Below are 19,328 nucleotides of genomic sequence, written 5' to 3' on the forward strand. Positions count from 1 at the left end.
ATTCAGGAAGGGGGCGTTAACATCAGGATTTACGCATCATCAACCAGAGGCTCAGCAAGAAGAAGCTGGCGCTCGGCAACAGCGCGCCGATTATCGGCGGAATGCCGTAGACCAGGGTTAACGGGCCGAAAATCTGGTCCAGCACGTAGAAGATAAAGCCGAAGCTGATCCCGGTAACCACTCTGACGCCCATCGGTACGCTGCGCAGCGGGCCAAAGATAAACGACAGCGCCATCAGCATCATGACCGCCACCGACAGCGGCTGGAAGATTTTGCTCCACATATTGAGCTGATAGCGGCCCGGATCCTGACCGCTGGACTTCAGATAGGTGACGTAGTTGTGCAAGCCACTGATCGACAGCGCGTCAGGATCCAGCGCCACCACGCCGAGCTTATCCGGCGTCAGGTTGGTCTTCCAGGTTCCACTGACCGTCTGCGTTCCGGTCACCTGTTTCGGGTCGGCAAGGTTGGATTCATCAACCTGCGACAGCCGCCAGAGCTTATTCTCGGTATCGAATTTTGCCGAGGCCGCATAGCGAACGGACTGCAGGCGGCGCTGATCGTTAAAGGCGTAAATGCTCACTCCACCCAGCTCATCGCTGCCTTTCACCCGCTCGATATAAACAAAACTATGGCCATCTTTCGCCCACAATCCCTGCTGGGTTGAAAGCAGAGAGCCGCCGTACATCTGTTGGGCACGATAGTTACGCGCCATCTGCTCACCCTGCGGGGCAACCCACTCGCCCATCGCCATGGTCAGCAATACCAGTGGAATCGCGGTTTTCATTACCGAGAGCGCCACCTGGAAACGGGTGAAACCTGAAGCCTGCATCACCACCAGCTCGCTGCGCTGCGCCAGCATCCCCAGCCCCAGCAGCGCGCCAAGCAGCGCCGCCATCGGGAAGAAGATTTGTACGTCTTTCGGCACGCTAAGAATCGTGTAGATCCCGGCCCCCAGCGCATCATAATTGCCCTGCCCGGCCTTTTTCAGCTGGTCAACAAACTTGATGATGCCCGAGAGAGAGACCAGCATGAACAGCGTCATCATGATGGTGTTGAAAATCGTCTTACCGATATAACGGTCAAGTACGCCGAACGCCTGCATTACACCGCTCCTTTAGTAAAACGGGCACGGAAGCGGCGCATCGGCACCGTATCCCACAGGTTCAACAGCACGGCCAATGCGAAATAGAGCAGGTTTACCACCCACATCCAGATCATCGGGTCCATTTTGCCTTTACCGCCGCTCGACTTAATAGACGTTTGCAGCAGGAAGAACACCAGATAGAGCAGCATCGCTGGCAGCATCGACAGCACGCGTCCCTGACGCGGGTTCACCACGCTGAGCGGCACGACCATCAGCGCCATAATGAACACCGTCGCCACCAGGGTGAAACGCCAGTGCAGCTCCGCCCGAGCACGATCGGTATCGGTACGCCACAAGGTGCGCATGTCCATCTGCTCGGTATCATTCGGATCGGATGCTACGGCCTGATGGCCGACAATCGCCTGATAGTTTTTAAAGTCGGTAATGCGGAAATCGCGCAGCATCGCGGTGCCTTCAAAGCGGGTACCCTGATTCATGGTCACCACCTGAGAGCCATCTTTACGCAGCGAAAGCTCACCGGTATCCGCCACCACCACCGATGGGCGGGCGTTACCTTTTGGTCGCAGTTGCGCAAGAAAAACATCGCTGAAACGGTTGCCGTTTACGTTCTCAATAAACAACACCGCGCTACCGTCGCTGGTCTGCTGAAACTGGCCCTGAGCCAGAGCCGCCATGCCGGGGTTCGCTTTCGCTTCCGCCAGCACTTCATCCTGATGGCGGGACGACCAGGGACCGGCCCACATGACGTTAACCGCCGCAACGGCACCGGTAAACAGCGCGAGGATCATGGCGGCTTTCACCAACACCGCCTTGCTCAGACCGCAGGCGTGCATCACCGTGATTTCACTTTCGGTATAGAGTTTGCCCAGCGTCATTAGCAGCCCGAGGAATAAACTCAGGGGCAGAATGAGCTGCGCCATTTCAGGTACGCCCAGCCCTAACAGCGAGAGCACCAGATTCGTCGGGATATCGCCATCAACAGCGGCTCCGAGGATCCTGACCAGTTTCTGACAGAAGAAAATGAGTAGCAGGATGAATAGGATCGCCAACTGGCTTTTCAGCGTCTCACGAACCAGATATCTTATGATTATCACTATAAATACGCCCGTAAAAACCCGTTTTATTGCAGGAAAATTGCTTGTTTCATGGCTTAAACGTCATTTATTCTCTTTGGTCGTCGAAAACATCGCTAAGATTAAATGACTCGCTGGTTCTGCGTATCAGGATCTTTTCTGACGAACCAAGGCCGTAATAACGTTAAGATTAACACGAAGTCACCACAACAGCGGACATGAGTTACGAAAGCTTTCAATTTCTATACTCTATGGATTTCGAGTTGCAGGCAGGCGGCAAGACTGTGAAGCCCCGGAGCTTACATCAGGTAAGTGACAGGGGTGAGCAGGCGCAGCTAACGCATCTGCAACTTGAAAGACGACGAGTATAGCCGTAGCCACCATTGTTGTCTTTAAGATTCAGGAGCATAGTGCATGGAGTTCAGTGTAAAAAGCGGTAGCCCGGAGAAGCAGCGGAGCGCCTGTATCGTGGTCGGCGTCTTTGAACCACGTCGCCTCTCCCCCATCGCCGAACAGCTTGATAAAATTAGCGACGGTTATATCAGCGCTCTGCTGCGTCGCGGCGAGCTGGAAGGCAAACCTGGCCAGACTTTATTGCTGCACCATGTGCCGAACATTCTGTCAGAGCGCATTCTGCTTATTGGCTGCGGTAAAGAGCGCGAGTTGGATGAGCGTCAGTACAAGCAGGTCATTCAGAAAACCATCAACACGCTGAATGATACCGGTTCAATGGAAGCCGTCTGCTTCCTGACTGAACTGCATGTCAAAGGCCGCAATAACTACTGGAAAGTGCGTCAGGCGGTCGAGACGGCTAAAGAAACGCTATACAGCTTTGACCAGTTGAAAACCAACAAAAGCGAGCCGCGTCGCCCGCTGCGTAAAATGGTCTTCAACGTCCCAACCCGTCGTGAGCTGACCAGTGGCGAACGCGCCATTCAGCACGGACTGGCAATTGCCGCCGGTATCAAAGCGGCAAAAGATCTTGGCAATATGCCGCCAAACATCTGCAATGCCGCCTATCTGGCTTCCCAGGCGCGCCAGTTGGCCGATACCTACAGCAAAAACGTCATTACCCGCGTTATCGGCGAACAGCAGATGAAAGAGCTGGGAATGAACTCCTATCTGGCGGTCGGCAACGGTTCGCAGAACGAATCGCTGATGTCGGTTATCGAGTACAAAGGTAACCCGGCAGAAGACGCTCGTCCTATCGTGCTGGTCGGTAAAGGCCTGACCTTTGACTCCGGCGGTATATCCATCAAGCCTGCCGAAGGCATGGACGAGATGAAATACGACATGTGCGGCGCGGCAGCGGTCTACGGCGTAATGCGTATGGTCGCAGAACTTCAGTTGCCGCTAAACGTTGTCGGCGTGCTGGCCGGGTGTGAAAACATGCCGGGCGGTCGCGCCTATCGTCCGGGCGACGTGTTGACCACCATGTCCGGCCAAACGGTTGAAGTGTTGAACACTGATGCTGAAGGACGTCTGGTGCTGTGCGATGTGCTGACCTACGTTGAACGTTTCGAACCGGAAACGGTTATCGATGTGGCGACCCTGACCGGCGCCTGCGTGATTGCACTGGGCCATCACATTACTGGCCTGATGTCGAACCACAATCCGCTGGCCCATGAGCTGATCGGCGCGTCTGAACTGGCAGGCGATCGCGCATGGCGTCTGCCGCTTGGCGACGAGTTCCAGGAACAGCTGGAGTCTAACTTCGCGGATATGGCGAATATCGGCGGCCGTCCTGGCGGCGCCATTACCGCAGGCTGCTTCCTGGCGCGCTTTACCCGTAAGTACAACTGGGCGCACCTGGATATTGCCGGTACCGCATGGCGTTCCGGGAAAGCCAAAGGCGCAACCGGTCGCCCGGTGGCGATGCTGTCGCAGTTCCTGCTTAATCGTGCCGGGTTTACTGGCGAAGAGTAAGTTTGCTTGCCGGTTACCCGGCCTGCAAGCTCAGGCAATAAGAATTCTATACCCCATGGATTTCGAGTTGCATCGCGGCGGCAACTGAGCAAATCCCCAGGAGCATAGTTTACTATGTGACTGGGGTGCGCGAAGGCAGCCAACAAAGAGGCAACTTGAAAGACGACGGGTATAGATATGAAAAACGCAACCTTTTACCTTCTGGACAATGATACGCAACAGGATGGGCTTAGCGCCGTCGAACAACTGGTGTGTGACATTGCCGCAGAACGTTGGCGCAGTGGTAAGCGAGTGCTCATCGCCTGCGAAGATGAACAACAGGCGATTCGTCTGGACGAAGCGCTGTGGGCAAGGCCCGCGGAAAGTTTCGTTCCGCATAATCTGGCAGGGGAAGGTCCGCGCGGCGGCGCGCCGGTAGAAATTGCCTGGCCGCAAAAACGCAACAGCAGCCCGCGGGATATTTTGATTAGCCTGCGGCTAAACTTTGCAGATTTTGCCACCGCTTTCACAGAAGTGATAGACTTCGTCCCTTATGAAGATTCTTTGAAACAACTGGCGCGCGAACGCTATAAAGCGTACCGCATGGCTGGTTTCAACCTGAACACGGCAACCTGGAAATAATGGAAAAGACATACAACCCCCAAGATATCGAACAGCCGCTTTACGAGCACTGGGAAAAGCAGGGCTATTTCAAGCCTAACGGCGACGAAAGCAAAGAGTCCTTCTGCATCATGATCCCGCCGCCGAACGTCACCGGCAGTTTGCATATGGGTCATGCCTTCCAGCAAACCATCATGGATACCATGATCCGCTACCAGCGCATGCAGGGTAAAAACACCCTGTGGCAGGCAGGTACCGACCACGCGGGTATCGCTACCCAGATGGTGGTTGAGCGTAAGATTGCCGCCGAAGAAGGTAAAACCCGCCACGACTACGGTCGCGACGCCTTTATCGATAAAATCTGGCAGTGGAAAGCGGAATCCGGCGGCACCATTACCCGTCAGATGCGCCGCCTGGGCAACTCCGTGGACTGGGAGCGCGAGCGCTTCACCATGGACGAAGGCCTGTCTAACGCAGTAAAAGAAGTCTTTGTCCGCCTGTACAAAGAAGATCTAATTTATCGCGGCAAGCGTCTGGTCAACTGGGACCCGAAACTACGCACCGCCATCTCTGACCTGGAAGTGGAAAACCGCGAGTCTAAAGGCTCCATGTGGCATATCCGCTATCCGCTGGCCGACGGCGCAAAAACCGCTGACGGTAAAGATTATCTGGTCGTTGCCACCACCCGTCCGGAGACCGTGCTGGGCGATACCGGCGTGGCCGTGAACCCGGAAGACCCGCGCTATAAAGACCTGATTGGCAAATTCGTCATTCTGCCGCTGGTTGACCGCCGCATCCCGATCGTGGGCGATGAACATGCCGACATGGAAAAAGGCACCGGCTGCGTGAAGATCACCCCAGCGCACGACTTTAACGACTATGAGGTCGGTCGTCGCCACGCTCTGCCGATGATCAACATCCTGACCTTTGACGGCGATATCCGCGAAATCGCGGAAGTCTACGACACCAAAGGTGAAGAGTCCGACGTTTACTCCAGTGAAATCCCGGCTGAGTTCCAGAAACTGGAGCGTTTTGCCGCGCGTAAAGCGGTGGTTGCCGCAATCGACGCGCTGGGCCTGCTGGACGAGATTAAACCACACGATCTGACCGTACCGTACGGCGACCGTGGCGGCGTGGTTATCGAACCGATGCTCACCGATCAGTGGTACGTGCGTGCCGACGTGCTGGCGAAACCGGCAGTTGAAGCCGTTGAGAACGGCGACATCCAGTTCGTGCCGAAGCAGTACGAAAACATGTATTTCTCCTGGATGCGCGATATTCAGGACTGGTGTATCTCCCGTCAGCTGTGGTGGGGTCACCGTATCCCGGCATGGTACGACAACGACGGCAACGTCTACGTAGGACGTACCGAAGACGAAGTACGTCAGGAAAATAACCTCGGTGCTGAAGTCGCGCTGCGTCAGGACGAAGACGTTCTGGATACCTGGTTCTCTTCCGCGCTGTGGACCTTCTCTACCCTGGGCTGGCCGGAAAACACCGACGCCTTGCGTCAGTTCCACCCGACCAGCGTGATGGTTTCCGGCTTCGACATTATCTTCTTCTGGATCGCCCGCATGATCATGATGACCATGCACTTCATCAAAGATGAAAACGGTAAGCCGCAGGTTCCGTTTAAGACCGTCTACATGACCGGTCTGATTCGTGATGACGAAGGCCAGAAAATGTCTAAGTCCAAAGGTAACGTTATCGACCCGCTGGATATGGTCGACGGTATCTCCCTGGCAGACCTGCTTGCTAAGCGTACCGGCAACATGATGCAGCCGCAGCTGGCTGAGAAAATTGCCAAACGTACCGAGAAGCAGTTCCCGGACGGCATCGAGCCGCACGGTACCGACGCCCTGCGTTTCACCCTGGCGGCGCTGGCCTCTACCGGCCGCGACATCAACTGGGATATGAAGCGTCTGGAAGGTTACCGTAACTTCTGTAACAAGCTGTGGAACGCCAGCCGCTTCGTGCTGATGAATACCGAAGATCAGGATTGCGGCTTTAACGGCGGCGAAATGACCCTGTCTCTGGCGGACCGCTGGATCCTGGCTGAATTCAACCAGACCATCAAAGCTTACCGCGAAGCGCTGGATGGCTTCCGCTTCGATATTGCCGCAGGCATTCTGTATGAGTTCACCTGGAACCAGTTCTGCGACTGGTATCTGGAGCTGACCAAGCCGGTCATGAACGGTGGTTCTGAGTCTGAGCTGCGTGGCACCCGCAATACGCTGGTAACCGTTCTGGAAGGTCTGCTGCGCCTGGCGCATCCTATCATCCCGTTCATTACCGAAACCATCTGGCAGCGCGTGAAGGTCATCTCCGGTATCACCGCAGACACCATCATGCTGCAGCCGTTCCCGCAGTATGATGCTGCCCAGGTTGATGAAGCGGCGCTGGCCGATACCGAATGGCTGAAGCAGGCAATCGTCGCCGTACGTAACATCCGTGCGGAAATGAACATCGCCCCAGGTAAACCGCTGGAACTACTGCTGCGCGGTTGCAGCGAAGCTGCAATGCGTCGCGTGAACGACAACCGCAGCTTCCTGCTGAACCTGGCGCGTCTGGAAAGCATCACCGTGCTGCCAGCCGATGATAAAGGCCCGGTTTCCGTAACCAAAATCATCGACGGCGCTGAGCTGCTGATCCCGATGGCTGGCCTCATCAACAAAGAAGATGAGCTGGCGCGTCTGGCAAAAGAAGTGACCAAAATTGAAGGTGAAATTGGTCGCATCGAAAGCAAGCTCTCCAACGAAGGCTTTGTGGCGCGCGCACCGGAAGCGGTTATCGCCAAAGAGCGTGAGAAGCTGGAAGGCTATGCGGAAGCGAAAGCGAAGCTGATTGAACAGCAGGCCGTCATCGCCGCGCTGTAATTCCTCGCGAAAGAAAATAAGGCCAGAGCATGCTCTGGCCTTTTGCATTACAGGATTACAGGAACGGCAGCATGGGGAAAATTCCGCCGCACAGTTTGTCAGATACCGCAGGCTGAGATGCCACGTCCGGTTCCATATCCAGAGAATCAAGCTCGCCGTTCGCCACAGTGTTCGCTGCGATATAGCGCATCAAATTAATCTTTAACCATGGATACGCCAGCCCCAGCGTGAACAGAGGGAGAAACGTCAGGCCCAATAAACGCGGCGCAAGGCCGGTAAATTTCAGGGTCGAACGGAATTGAATACCATCTCCCAGCACCAGATTGTTCAAAGCATGATTACGTAGCGCCGCCCAGGCGTATGCCGCGGATAACACCAGACCGATTGTGAAAAAGAAGTATCCACCCGCAACAGCGCTAAGATGCTGCAAGGCCATAAGCAGCGCCGTACTTTCAGTGCACAGACCAAACATACAGCCGGTAATCATCTGTGAGAATGCGGAAAGTAAAAAAACCATGAAAATGAGAACAAATGGCAATGAAATTACCATTGCCCACAGAAATATAATCACACAACGTTTAGTACTGATATGGATATTAAATTTATTTTTCCCGAGCACCGCCCCTTTAGCAATAAGCTCAAGCCAATGACTATAAACAACACCACTAATAACGCAGACACTAAACAGTATCAGCAGAGTAATTAATATGATATTCATTATTATATTACTGGTGCCATAAAAAATATTAAGACTGCTGCCATACATCGTGATAATCACAATGAGTAGTATAAACATCAGCGCAGGCATGCCGAGCATCACCCACCATGCGCGAAGCGGATGGCACTGAAAACCGAAGCGAACTTTACCAAAAGAGGTCATCATCGCGTGGTAGCCTAACCCTTTTATTATCATTACGGGTAAAAGAACAAGCAAAAGTAACAACTCCAGCCCTTCACTACCGGGGTAAAATATAGCTAACGCTAAGCTGAGCAAAACCAGCGCGACAAATATCAGCACCCAGCTGAAAAAAATAGTAATCCCGCGGCCATGGTAACCAAAACGGGTGCCATTGACCGCCATATTCTCACAAAGATAACGGCGACTGCGTACCCATGCCCATGGAATAAATATCCCGCAAGTAATGATAGACAATATGACATTAACCAAACAAATAACAAAGTAGGGCCAGGTCTGACCATGAAAAACAAAATGATGGCTATGACGTTGTTGCTGCCCTGAGATCATACTCATAAATACATCGTCCTTGTAATTTAAACCATAAATAAAAACAATAATTCAAGATAATCCATGTTGTGTGAACAGAGTATATTATCTCTTCATTGCTCAGCAATGCATTTAACGCGCTTCTTGCACCGATAAAAAAATAATGGTATTAAAGAAACGTATAGTTATTTAAGTTAAAATTGAGTGATTCTATGAATCTTGCCGCGCCACAGACTTTCACTTTACGCCGCATATCTGCCCATGATAACGCCGCGATAGCCGCCGTTATCCGTCAGGTCTCCGCAGAATATGGCCTGACCGCTGATAAAGGCTATACGGTCGCCGACCCAAATCTGGATGAGCTTTTCCAGCTATATAGCCAGCCGGGTTCCGCCTATTGGGTGGTCGAACAAAATGGTCAGGTCGTTGGCGGCGGCGGCGTTGCGCCTCTGACCTGCAGCGAGCCCGATATTTGTGAGCTGCAGAAAATGTATTTTATGACTTCCGCACGCGGGCAGGGGCTGGCGAAAAAGCTGGCACTGATGGCACTGGATCACGCCCGCGAGCAGGGGTTCAAACGCTGCTATCTGGAAACCACCGCCTTTCTGAAAGAAGCGGTTGGTTTATATGAACATCTCGGCTTTGAGCATATCGACGGGCCGCTGGGCTGCACCGGACATGTCGACTGCGAAGTCACGATGCTAAAGACCCTGTAGTTCCGTTAAGACACACTCATATATCTATCGAAAAACTAAATGAATTTAATGCAAAAAGAGCATTATTCATGGCAAATTTTCGGTAATACACTGCCTGAGCATTGGATCTTTTTCCCTTTTAGCCTGTCGCCACGGCGGGCGTTGCTCAGGATAGAACATCATGAAAAAACTCCCTTTCCTGCTGACCGGTAGCCTGATTATTGGCGGCATGGCCTCCAGCGTTTACGCCAACGAAATTCCCGGAAATACCGAAGGCGCACAGGTTATCCGCGTGGAAAAAACGCAGGGCCGCATCGATGCACTGAACGATATTGTTTATAGCCAGGTGAAAAGCACCGTTGCTGTTCGTCAGTTGCATATGTCGCTGCTGGTGCCGCGTAATGGCAACCTGAAACCGGCAATCGTCTATTTCCCCGGCGGCGGTTTCACCAGCGCGGCATGGAATAAGTTTATCGAAATGCGTATGGCGCTGGCTGATGCCGGATTCGTTGTCGCGGCTGCGGAATATCGCACGGTTCCGGATACGTTCCCGGCTCCGGTTGTGGACGGTAAGGCAGCTATTCGCTACCTGCGTGAACATGCGACGGAATACGGTATCGATCCATCCCGTATTGGCGTTCTTGGCGACTCCGCTGGCGGCTATATGGCCCAGATGCTGGCGCTGACCAACGACGATAAATCATTCGATCGCGGCGACAATCTCGCCCAATCCTCCAATGTTCAGGCCGCCGCAACGCTGTACGGGATCTCGAACTTATTGAATATCGGCGAAGGTTTCCCGGAGCCGATACAAAAAGTGCATCAGTCGCCGGCAGTCACTGAAGCGTTACTTGTACACGGTAGCGCCTTCCGCGACTGGCCGGGCGCCTCTATCGACAGCGACAAGCAAAAAGCGCTGGACGCCAGCCCCATGGGCCATATCAGCGGTAAAAAACCACCGTTCTTGATTATGCACGGCAGCGCCGACACCCTGGTTTCTCCGGTACAAAGTAAGCAGCTCTATAACGCGCTGAAAAAAGAGGGTAATCGGGCGGACTACGTGTTGCTGGAAGGCGCGGAGCATGGCGACGACAGCTGGTATCAGAAGCCGGTTATTGAGCGAGTGGTGAACTGGTTTAAAGCAACCCTCGGCGCACCGAAAGCCGCCGCAGCTGCGGGAAAAGATAAGAACGCGAATCTATAGTGATTGTCAGGCCGCAATAGCTAAACGGCGGCCTGTACTTTTTAAGCAGGCACGCCGCTGTGAAAACGAAATTCCGCTTCGGTTGCGTTAATAAGCGCCGCTTCCGCTTCGCCAAGCTGACGCACGCGTTCGCTAATATCGTCCCCGGCAATCCTCTGCGCTAAATCCAGATAGTCTTGATAGTGGCGCGCTTCGGAACGCAGCAGCGACAAATAAAACTTCTGCAGGTCATCATCCAGCCATGGCGCCAGCGCGGCAAAACGTTCGCAGGAGCGGGCTTCAATATAGGCACCGCAAATCAGTTTATCGATCAGCATTACCGGTTCATGAGAACGCACTTCCCGGCGCATTCCACGGGCGTAGTTGCTGGCGGTGATTTTGACATAGGGTATATTGCGGGAAAGCATGATTTCACGCACCTGCCAGAAGTGATGCAGCTCTTCTTTGATCAGCAGAATCATGCTGTCGAGCAGCTGACGTGCCCAGGGATCGTCGGTCTGCGGCATGGCGCTTTTATTTATCTGCTTATGCAGCGCGACAAAATCCGGCTCCGCCCCCCAGCGGTAGGTGAAATCCTCATAGGGTTTCAGGCAGGCCAGCAGTTCATCCGCACCTTCTTTATCCGCCACGTAGCGACGCACCAGCAGCATGGCGTTTTGCGCCGCTTTCAGCTCGCACACCATATGGTCGGTCAGCAACAGCGGAAGGTTTTCAGGTTTACGGGCTTCATCAATCCACGCCTGAGGCGTTGGGCAGTGCAGAAAATCTAAAATCGGGGAGAGTATGTGCGGGTAATCCATTAAAGTTCCTTGCTATACGGCGGCATACCGCGCCGCCGTATATCTCTGCGGCTTAGTGGCGAACGCCGTCGTCGTCTTCATCAACGAGATCGTCGTCGTCACCTTCTTCATCTTCCCCGTTAGGGTCTTCGTAGTAGGTGCCCCAGCCGTCGTACTCAACTTCATATTTTTCCGCCAGCGTCATCAGTTGCTCAACCTGGGCATCGATCAGCTCAGCGTTCAGCGCGGATTCGCTGAGGATATCGCAGCAAATAACGGTATCACCTTCTTCAACTTCCAGCTCTTCTGGCTCGGTCACTTCATAACCCAGCTTGAAGGCTTCTACCGCGACTTTCTCCAGCGTTTCGAAATCGTCGGCAGAGAGATGATGCTCAATGGTGTACAGCGCGTCCGGATCGCTGCCGTCTTCGAGCAGCTCTTCAATAATCAGACGCGTTTCTTCACGCTGTTCTTCCAGTAATTCCGGGTTTGCCATGGCTCGTTCCTCATAATGTGTCGCAGATACTTCTATTGTCACATACCACCGTGATTGCCTCCACCATCTGAGAGAAAGATTTATAGCACGGGGTTGCAAATGAATATTCATACATATAAAGTGAATTTTAATTCAACAAATGGCCTGAGCCATGTGAGGGAACCATGTCCGCGTTTTACCAGAAGCATTTTTTAAAGTTGCTTGATTTTACCCCTGCCGAAATCACCGCCCTGCTTGAGCTGGCTGCCAGGCTCAAAGCTGATAAGAAAAACAATATCGAAATCCAGCATCTCACCGGCAAAAACATCGCGCTCATCTTCGAAAAAGACTCTACCCGCACCCGATGCTCTTTCGAAGTTGCCGCATTTGACCAGGGCGCTCGCGTCACTTATCTCGGGCCAAGCGGCAGCCAGATTGGGCATAAAGAGTCAATCAAAGATACCGCCCGCGTATTAGGCCGCATGTATGACGGTATTCAGTATCGTGGCCATGGTCAGGAAGTGGTCGAAACGCTGGCGGAATTTGCCGGCGTGCCGGTGTGGAACGGGCTGACCAACGAGTTCCATCCGACCCAGTTGCTGGCAGACTTGCTGACCATGCAGGAGCACCTGCCGGGTAAAGCCTTTAACGAAATGACCCTGGTCTACGCCGGTGACGCGCGCAACAACATGGGGAATTCGATGCTCGAAGCCGCCGCGTTGACCGGGCTGGATCTGCGTCTGGTGGCGCCGACGGCCTGCTGGCCAGAGGAGAAGCTGGTCGCACAGTGCCAGGCGCTGGCGCAGAAAAACGGCGGTAATATTACCCTGACCGAAGATATCGCTGAGGGCGTGAAAGGCGCTGACTTTATCTATACCGATGTGTGGGTCTCGATGGGCGAAGCCAAGGAGAAATGGGCGGAGCGCATCGCGCTGCTGCGTGCTTATCAGGTGAATAGCGAAATGATGACGCTGACCGGCAATCCGCAGGTGAAATTTCTTCACTGCCTGCCCGCCTTCCACGACGACCAGACCACGCTCGGCAAACAGATGGCGGCAGATTACGGCCTGCATGGCGGAATGGAAGTGACCGATGAGGTGTTTGAATCCCCGGCGAGCATTGTTTTCGATCAGGCAGAAAACCGTATGCACACCATCAAAGCGGTGATGGTTGCGACGCTGGGAAAGTAACCCTTCTTTAGCGATATGTTCCCGGATTGCGCTACGCTGATCCGGGCTACCAGACCCCAACCCATACAGACCTGTAGCCCGGGTAAGGCGTTAGCCGCAACCCGGGGTATTTTTTACGCCATCAGCATCTTCACAACCGCTTTGCGCACTTTCGCCGGCGCGCCGACGGCGCACAGCGGTTTATGCACTTCGTCAGGATAGAAGACCACAAAATCCCCTTCATTGAGGATCACGGTTTTCTCCTGCGCGCCTTCAGCCAGGAAAGCGATATCTTTATCCGCCAGCCAGTCGGTATCCGGCGCACCGGCAGGCAGAACGCTGAAGGTCATGCCCTCCTGCCCTTTCAGGACAATCTGGATATCCAGGTAGCGAGCATGATACTCAGCGCGACGGTCGGCCATCGGCTCGGTGGTATCCTCGGAAATCAGATAAAACAGGTTGTTACCGTCAATATCATGCTTACCGAGCGGCGTCGCATCGGTGACATGGGCTTTAATGTGTTCAATCGCCTCGCGCAGAGACTCCGGCAACCAGCTTTGCAGATGGTGAATATTTCCAACGATCATAATAACCCTCGAATATAAAACAGCTTTTCATTTTTTGTTTTTATACTCTCCTTCCCACTGCCATACCACCTCTTTTTTAGGGTTTTTTGCGCTAACGCAGCATTATCCAGGCAAACGTTTACCTGTTTGTGGATTAATCGCTTGATCCGAAATATGAGCTGCGTATAATGCCATCCGTTTTGCCGGGAGGAATTATGGTTCAGTGTGTACGACATCGCGTCTTACCGCGTCTGAAAACAGACGCTGGCCTGCCGTTTTTCCTTTCCGTTGCATCCGTATTCGTAAAGCCCCTTATTTAAGGGGCTTTTTTTTGCCCAGGCGTCAGGAGATAAACATGGCTAACCCGCTATTTCAAAAACATATCATTTCCATAAACGATCTCAGCCGCGAAGACCTTGAACTGGTACTGGCGACCGCAGCAAAACTGAAAGCCAATCCGCAGCCGGAGCTGTTGAAGCATAAAGTGATTGCCAGCTGCTTTTTTGAAGCGTCGACCCGCACCCGCCTGTCGTTTGAAACGTCGATGCACCGGCTGGGCGCCAGCGTGGTTGGTTTCTCAGACAGCAGCAACACCTCGCTGGGCAAAAAAGGCGAAACCCTTGCAGACACCATCTCGGTCATCAGCACCTACGTCGATGCCATCGTGATGCGCCATCCGCAGGAGGGGGCAGCGCGCCTGGCAACCGAGTTCTCCGGCGGTATTCCGGTACTCAACGCCGGCGACGGCGCTAACCAACATCCGACGCAGACCCTGCTGGATCTGTTCACCATTCAGGAGACCCAGGGTCGCCTGGAAAACCTCCACGTGGCGATGGTCGGTGACCTGAAATATGGCCGCACCGTCCACTCTTTAACCCAGGCGCTGGCGAAATTTAACGGTAACCGCTTCTACTTTATCGCGCCGGACGCGCTGGCGATGCCGCAGTACATTCTCGATATGCTCGACGAAAAAGGTATTGCCTGGAGCCTGCACAGCGCTATCGAAGAGGTGATGGAAGAAGTGGACATTCTGTACATGACCCGCGTGCAGAAAGAGCGCCTCGATCCATCGGAATATGCCAACGTGAAGGCACAGTTTGTTCTGCGCGCCGCTGACCTGGAAGGCGCCCGCGCCAATATGAAGGTGCTGCACCCGCTGCCGCGCATTGATGAAATAACTACCGATGTTGATAAAACGCCGCACGCCTGGTACTTCCAGCAGGCTGGCAACGGCATCTTCGCCCGCCAGGCGTTACTGGCACTGGTACTGAATAGCGATCTGGCACTGTAAGGGGGAAAAAGAGATGACACACGACAACAAATTGCAGGTAGAAGCCATCAAACGCGGCACCGTTATCGACCACATCCCGGCGCAGGTCGGCTTTAAGCTGCTGACGCTATTCAAACTGACCGAAACGGATCAGCGCATCACCATCGGCCTGAACCTGCCGTCAGGTGAAATGGGCCGCAAAGATTTAATCAAGATCGAGAACACCTTCCTCACCGACGAGCAGGTTAACCAGCTCTCCCTGTACGCACCACAGGCCACGGTGAACCGTATTGATGATTATGAAGTCGTCGGTAAATCTCGCCCGAATCTGCCGGATCGCATCAACAACGTGCTGATATGCCCGAACAGCAACTGTATCAGCCACGCCGAGCCAGTCTCTTCCAGCTTTGCGGTAAAAAAACGTGAAAATGACATCGCGCTGAAGTGCAAATATTGTGAAAAAGAGTTCTCGCATAATGTGGTTCTGGCGAACTAACTGAGGTTGGTATTGCGTACCCGGCTCCCTATAATGGCCGGGTTTACTACCTCTCATCTTTCAGGCCGTCGCGCAGTTAGCGATGCAAAAGATGAGCGTAACTACTTAACAATGCTGTTATTCAGGAGAACTCATGTCTAAAACTATCGCGACGGAAAATGCACCAGCAGCCATCGGCCCGTACGTTCAGGGTGTTGATCTGGGTAGCATGATCATCACTTCCGGTCAGATCCCAGTCGACCCGAAAACCGGCAACGTGGCGGAAGATGTTGCCGCTCAGGCGCGCCAGTCGCTGGACAACGTCAAAGCTATCGTTGAAGCCGCGGGCCTGAAAGTGGGCGATATCGTTAAAACTACCGTTTTCGTGAAAGATCTCAACGATTTCGCTACCGTTAACGCCGCTTATGAAGCTTTCTTCACCGAGCATAATGCCACCTTCCCGGCGCGCTCCTGCGTTGAAGTTGCGCGCCTGCCGAAAGATGTGAAAATTGAGATTGAAGCGATCGCTATTCGTCGCTGATATCTGGCAGAAAGATAATCCAGAACGGCTTTCTGGATTATCTTTGCTATTCGCCATGGAGGGCCGGTAATGGCAAAAGCACGCTTTACCGAGGAACAAATCGCCGACTTTCTTCAGCAATCCAAAAGCGGCGTCTCTAACAAGGCATTGTGCGAAAAATATGAGTTTAGCGTCAGCACCCTGCGGCGCTGGCAGGAGCAGCACGCCGAAAATGTACGTGTCGAGTTAAAACAAGTAGAGTCAGCGGCCGCAAAAGTATTCCTGTGCTTCTTCATTTCAGCCCTGATGCTCGCCATCATCTTCTCTAAATCCGTTGGCGCGTGCGTCATGCCCCTTTTCCTGCTGTACTGCGTTGGCTACATCCGCCGCTTTCGCCAAATATCGGCAAAACACATCCGGGAAGAAAATATCTTTCTTTCCCGCACCGGGCGCGGAGCGGGAAATGCATTTTATCAATTCAGTTGGGCCTTCATCGCGCTTTTTATCTTTAGCGTTAGCTATATGATTGTGCGTATGGCCTGAAAAATTATCGGCCTGGATAGGCCGATAATGAGTGAAGCAATTACTGCCAGCCGTAGCGACGGCTGTAGAAGCCCTTCACCATCTGCGTCAGGGTCATATAGCCTGCCAGGATGGCAATCAGCCACGGGAAATAGCTCAGCGGCAGCGCCTGAAGCTGTAAATAGCCCGCCAACGGCGAGAACGGCAGCGCAATCCCCACCACCATTACCAGCAGCGTCATCACAATCAGCGGCCAGGCTGCACGGCTCTGGATAAACGGGATCCTGCGCGTGCGGATCATATGCACAATCAGCGTCTGCGACAGCAGGCCCACCACAAACCAACCGGACTGAAACAGGGTCTGATGCTCCGGCGTATTGGCGTGAAACACCCACCACATCAGGCAGAACGTCAGAATATCGAATATCGAACTGATCGGCCCAAAGAAGACCATAAAGCGCCCGAGATCCGCTGGATTCCAGCGCTGCGGTTTACGAATCTGCTCGTCGTCCACATTATCAAACGGGATCGCCACCTGGGATACATCGTACAGCAGGTTCTGAATCAGCAAGTGCAGCGGCAGCATCGGCAGAAACGGCAGGAAGGCGCTGGCCACCAGCACGCTGAAGACGTTACCGAAGTTGGAGCTGGCGGTCATTTTGATGTACTTGAGCATGTTGGCGAAGGTCCGGCGGCCTTCAATAACCCCCTCCTCCAGCACCATCAGGCTCTTCTCGAGCAGGATGATATCCGCCGCCTCGCGGGCGATATCCACCGCGCCATCGACGGAAATGCCAATATCCGCCGCGCGCAGCGCCGGAGCGTCGTTAATACCGTCGCCCATAAAGCCCACCACGTGCCCTTCGCGTTTCAGCAGAGTCACGATGCGCTCTTTATGCAGCGGTGCCAGGCGCGCAAACAGGGTAGTACGTTTTGCCAGCTCGGCCAGTTCATCATCGTTCAGCGCTTCAACCTGGCTGCCGATGACCACTTCACCCGCATCCAGCCCGACTTCGTGGCACACTTTTGCCGCCACCAGTTCGCTATCGCCGGTCAGGATTTTGACCGTAATGCCGCTGGCTTTCAGCGCCTTCAGCGCCGGGGCGGTGGTCTCTTTCGGCGGATCGAGGAAGGCGATATAACCTTCAAGGATCAGGTCTGACTCATCTGCGCGCTGGTAGTCGCCTTCGCGTGCGGGCAGGTATTTCGTCGCTACCGCCACCACGCGTAATCCCTGACGGTTTAGCGTATCGGTGACGCGACGAATTCGCCGCAGCATGGTGTCATCCAGCGGTACGATTTCGCCGTTATAGCGCACCTGAGCCGAGACGTTGAGGATCTCCTGTAGCGCGCCTTTGCAGATCAGCTGATGGACGTTGTCCTGCTCCTGTACCACCACCGACATGCGGCGGCGCTCAAAATCGAACGGGATCTCATCGACCTTCTGCCAGCGTTCCGCCAGCCCGCGCGCCGACTCCAGCTCTACGCCCTCCAGCACTGCGGTATCGAGCAGATTCTTTAACCCGGTCTGATAGTGGCTGTTCAACCAGGCCGTATGCAGCACGCGCTCGCTCACCTTGCCGGAAACGTCGGTGTGGTTCTCCAGCACAATTTTATCCTGCGTCAGGGTGCCGGTTTTATCGGTGCACAGAATGTCCATCGCGCCAAAGTTCTGGATAGCGTCAAGGTGTTTGACGATGACTTTCTGTTTCGACAGCTTCACCGCCCCGCGCGCCAGCGTCGAAGTGACGATCATCGGCAGCATTTCCGGGGTCAGGCCGACGGCGACAGAGAGCGCGAACAGCGCCGCTTCCCACCAGTCGCCCTTGGTATAGCCGTTAATCAGCAGCACTATCGGCGTCATCACCAGCATAAAGCGGATCAGCAGCATGCTGACCCGGCTGATGCCTTTCTGGAAGGCGTTCGGCTCACTTTCCTGCTCGCTAACGCGACCGGCCAGTTGACCAAACCAGGTGCCGCCGCCGGTGGCGAAAACCATCGCCTGCGCCGAGCCGCTCACCACGTTGGTGCCCATAAAGCACAGGGTGTCGCACTCCAGCGGGTTTGCCTGTAGCGGGTCACGGGTACGAGCCACTTTTTCGACCGGCAACGATTCCCCGGTCAGCGAGGCCTGGGCGACAAACAGATCGCGCGCCTGGATGATACGCAGGTCCGCCGGGATCATATCGCCTGCCGACAGCTTAACAATATCCCCCGGCACCAGTTGGTCGATGGGCAGCTCACACCAACGGCTTTCGCCCCGCTCATTAACCACCCGCAGCACCGTCGCGGTGTTGCTGACCATCGCCTTCAGGGCATCCGCCGCTTTGGTCGAACGGGCTTCCTGGATAAAATTAAGCAGCGTGGAGATCCCCACCATCAGGGCGATAACCGCCGCGGCGAACAGATCCTCCGTCGAGTAGGAGACAATCCCCAGAACGGTTAGCAGCAGGTTGAAGGGGTTGCGATAGCAGCTCCACAGATGCACCCACCACGGTGACGGCTTCTGCGCCGGGATCTGATTTTCGCCGTACTGCGCAATTTTCTCTGCCACTTCGCCTTCATTTAGCCCTTCCGGATGGCTGGCAAAGGCGCGCCAGATTTCATTTTCATCCATTGCCGCCACGTCCAGGCACTGTTTGCCGAGGGAGTCAGGAATCGGCGCGCTCGCCAGATTGCGGGCATCAGGCAGGGGATCGCGCTGCACCAGGCGACGCGGTAAATGGCGGCCAAGCTGAGCAAACAGCTGCCGGGTCAAATTTTTCAACATAAACAGTCCCTCCGCGCTCGCGCGAGCGAACGCAGCACTACCGACAGGCGCGAGTAAACTCTACCTGTCAGGCAT

19 protein-coding genes are annotated in these 19,328 nt (G+C 54.3%); 12 read left to right on the forward strand and 7 right to left on the reverse strand.

Going from position 1 to position 19,328, the window contains the following annotated elements; all coding sequences use genetic code 11:
• Positions 1-22: 22 nt before the first annotated feature.
• Together lptG and lptF are read right to left on the reverse strand one after the other, a co-directional pair.
• Positions 23-1,105: an LPS export ABC transporter permease LptG gene (gene lptG, locus FN082_RS03900; RefSeq protein ID WP_139541026.1), complete on the reverse strand. Its 1,083-nt coding sequence runs from the start codon at positions 1,103-1,105 to the stop codon at positions 23-25.
• Complete coding sequence (gene lptF, locus FN082_RS03905) at positions 1,105-2,202, reverse strand: LPS export ABC transporter permease LptF (RefSeq protein ID WP_142464506.1); 1,098 nt, start codon at positions 2,200-2,202, stop codon at positions 1,105-1,107. The genes lptG and lptF overlap by 1 nt, the downstream gene beginning before the upstream one ends.
• A gap of 393 nt (positions 2,203-2,595) precedes the next feature.
• Here lptF and pepA point away from each other — a divergent pair, with 393 nt between their 5' ends.
• From pepA to FN082_RS03920, 3 genes are all read left to right on the forward strand, one after another.
• A complete protein-coding gene (pepA, locus tag FN082_RS03910; RefSeq protein WP_139541024.1) occupies positions 2,596-4,107 on the forward strand; it encodes a leucyl aminopeptidase in 1,512 nt (503 codons plus the stop codon).
• Positions 4,108-4,284: 177 nt separating this feature from the next.
• Entirely contained in the window at positions 4,285-4,728 is a 444-nt protein-coding gene (gene holC / locus FN082_RS03915; protein ID WP_004098129.1) for a DNA polymerase III subunit chi, read from the forward strand.
• On the forward strand, positions 4,728-7,583 hold the full coding sequence (locus FN082_RS03920) for a valine--tRNA ligase (RefSeq protein WP_142462363.1): 2,856 nt from the start codon (positions 4,728-4,730) through the stop codon (positions 7,581-7,583). Before holC ends, FN082_RS03920 begins: the two co-directional genes overlap by 1 nt.
• A 55-nt stretch (positions 7,584-7,638) precedes the next feature.
• Here the strand turns inward: FN082_RS03920 and FN082_RS03925 are convergent, their stop codons facing one another.
• Complete coding sequence (locus tag FN082_RS03925; RefSeq protein WP_139541022.1) at positions 7,639-8,835, reverse strand: YjgN family protein; 1,197 nt, start codon at positions 8,833-8,835, stop codon at positions 7,639-7,641.
• 185 nt (positions 8,836-9,020) lie between these two features.
• Between FN082_RS03925 and FN082_RS03930 the strand changes: the two genes are divergently transcribed.
• Positions 9,021-9,524, forward strand: a complete 504-nt coding sequence (locus FN082_RS03930) for a GNAT family N-acetyltransferase (RefSeq protein WP_139541021.1) — start codon at positions 9,021-9,023, stop codon at positions 9,522-9,524.
• Between the two features lie 160 nt (positions 9,525-9,684).
• Complete coding sequence (locus FN082_RS03935; protein ID WP_139541020.1) at positions 9,685-10,707, forward strand: alpha/beta hydrolase; 1,023 nt, start codon at positions 9,685-9,687, stop codon at positions 10,705-10,707.
• A 41-nt stretch (positions 10,708-10,748) separates the two neighbouring features.
• On the opposite strand, the gene miaE is transcribed toward FN082_RS03935, so the two are convergent.
• Together miaE and rraB are read right to left on the reverse strand one after the other, a co-directional pair.
• Positions 10,749-11,507 (reverse strand): tRNA isopentenyl-2-thiomethyl-A-37 hydroxylase MiaE, encoded by a 759-nt coding sequence (gene miaE, locus FN082_RS03940; protein WP_139541019.1) that lies wholly within the window; start codon positions 11,505-11,507, stop codon positions 10,749-10,751.
• A gap of 52 nt (positions 11,508-11,559) precedes the next feature.
• Complete coding sequence (rraB, locus tag FN082_RS03945) at positions 11,560-11,982, reverse strand: ribonuclease E inhibitor RraB (RefSeq protein WP_139541018.1); 423 nt, start codon at positions 11,980-11,982, stop codon at positions 11,560-11,562.
• A gap of 99 nt (positions 11,983-12,081) precedes the next feature.
• Here rraB and argL point away from each other — a divergent pair, with 99 nt between their 5' ends.
• Positions 12,082-12,177: a putative translational regulatory protein ArgL gene (argL, locus tag FN082_RS30440; protein ID WP_371336710.1), complete on the forward strand. Its 96-nt coding sequence runs from the start codon at positions 12,082-12,084 to the stop codon at positions 12,175-12,177.
• Positions 12,147-13,151, forward strand: coding sequence for an ornithine carbamoyltransferase (gene argF / locus FN082_RS03950; RefSeq protein WP_139541017.1), 1,005 nt, complete (start codon positions 12,147-12,149; stop codon positions 13,149-13,151). The genes argL and argF overlap by 31 nt, the downstream gene beginning before the upstream one ends.
• Before the next feature lie 113 nt (positions 13,152-13,264).
• On the opposite strand, the gene FN082_RS03955 is transcribed toward argF, so the two are convergent.
• Positions 13,265-13,717, reverse strand: a complete 453-nt coding sequence (locus tag FN082_RS03955; RefSeq protein WP_139541016.1) for a YhcH/YjgK/YiaL family protein — start codon at positions 13,715-13,717, stop codon at positions 13,265-13,267.
• 194 nt (positions 13,718-13,911) lie between these two features.
• Between FN082_RS03955 and FN082_RS03965 the strand changes: the two genes are divergently transcribed.
• From FN082_RS03965 to FN082_RS03985, 5 genes are all read left to right on the forward strand, one after another.
• Positions 13,912-14,016, forward strand: a complete 105-nt coding sequence (locus tag FN082_RS03965; protein ID WP_072351778.1) for a pyrBI operon leader peptide — start codon at positions 13,912-13,914, stop codon at positions 14,014-14,016.
• A gap of 35 nt (positions 14,017-14,051) precedes the next feature.
• Positions 14,052-14,987, forward strand: a complete 936-nt coding sequence (pyrB, locus tag FN082_RS03970; RefSeq protein WP_139541014.1) for an aspartate carbamoyltransferase — start codon at positions 14,052-14,054, stop codon at positions 14,985-14,987.
• Positions 14,988-15,000: 13 nt separating this feature from the next.
• Positions 15,001-15,462, forward strand: a complete 462-nt coding sequence (gene pyrI / locus FN082_RS03975; protein ID WP_139541013.1) for an aspartate carbamoyltransferase regulatory subunit — start codon at positions 15,001-15,003, stop codon at positions 15,460-15,462.
• Positions 15,463-15,595: 133 nt separating this feature from the next.
• Positions 15,596-15,982 (forward strand): 2-iminobutanoate/2-iminopropanoate deaminase, encoded by a 387-nt coding sequence (gene ridA / locus FN082_RS03980; RefSeq protein WP_139541012.1) that lies wholly within the window; start codon positions 15,596-15,598, stop codon positions 15,980-15,982.
• Positions 15,983-16,051: 69 nt separating this feature from the next.
• Entirely contained in the window at positions 16,052-16,504 is a 453-nt protein-coding gene (locus FN082_RS03985; RefSeq protein WP_139541011.1) for a transposase, read from the forward strand.
• Between the two features lie 40 nt (positions 16,505-16,544).
• Here FN082_RS03985 and mgtA read toward each other — a convergent pair whose 3' ends face one another.
• Positions 16,545-19,253, reverse strand: a complete 2,709-nt coding sequence (gene mgtA, locus FN082_RS03990) for a magnesium-translocating P-type ATPase (RefSeq protein WP_142981184.1) — start codon at positions 19,251-19,253, stop codon at positions 16,545-16,547.
• Positions 19,254-19,328: the final 75 nt, after the last annotated feature.

Origin of the sequence: Klebsiella spallanzanii, from assembly GCF_902158555.1 — a bacterium.
GTDB lineage: Bacteria > Pseudomonadota > Gammaproteobacteria > Enterobacterales > Enterobacteriaceae > Klebsiella > Klebsiella spallanzanii.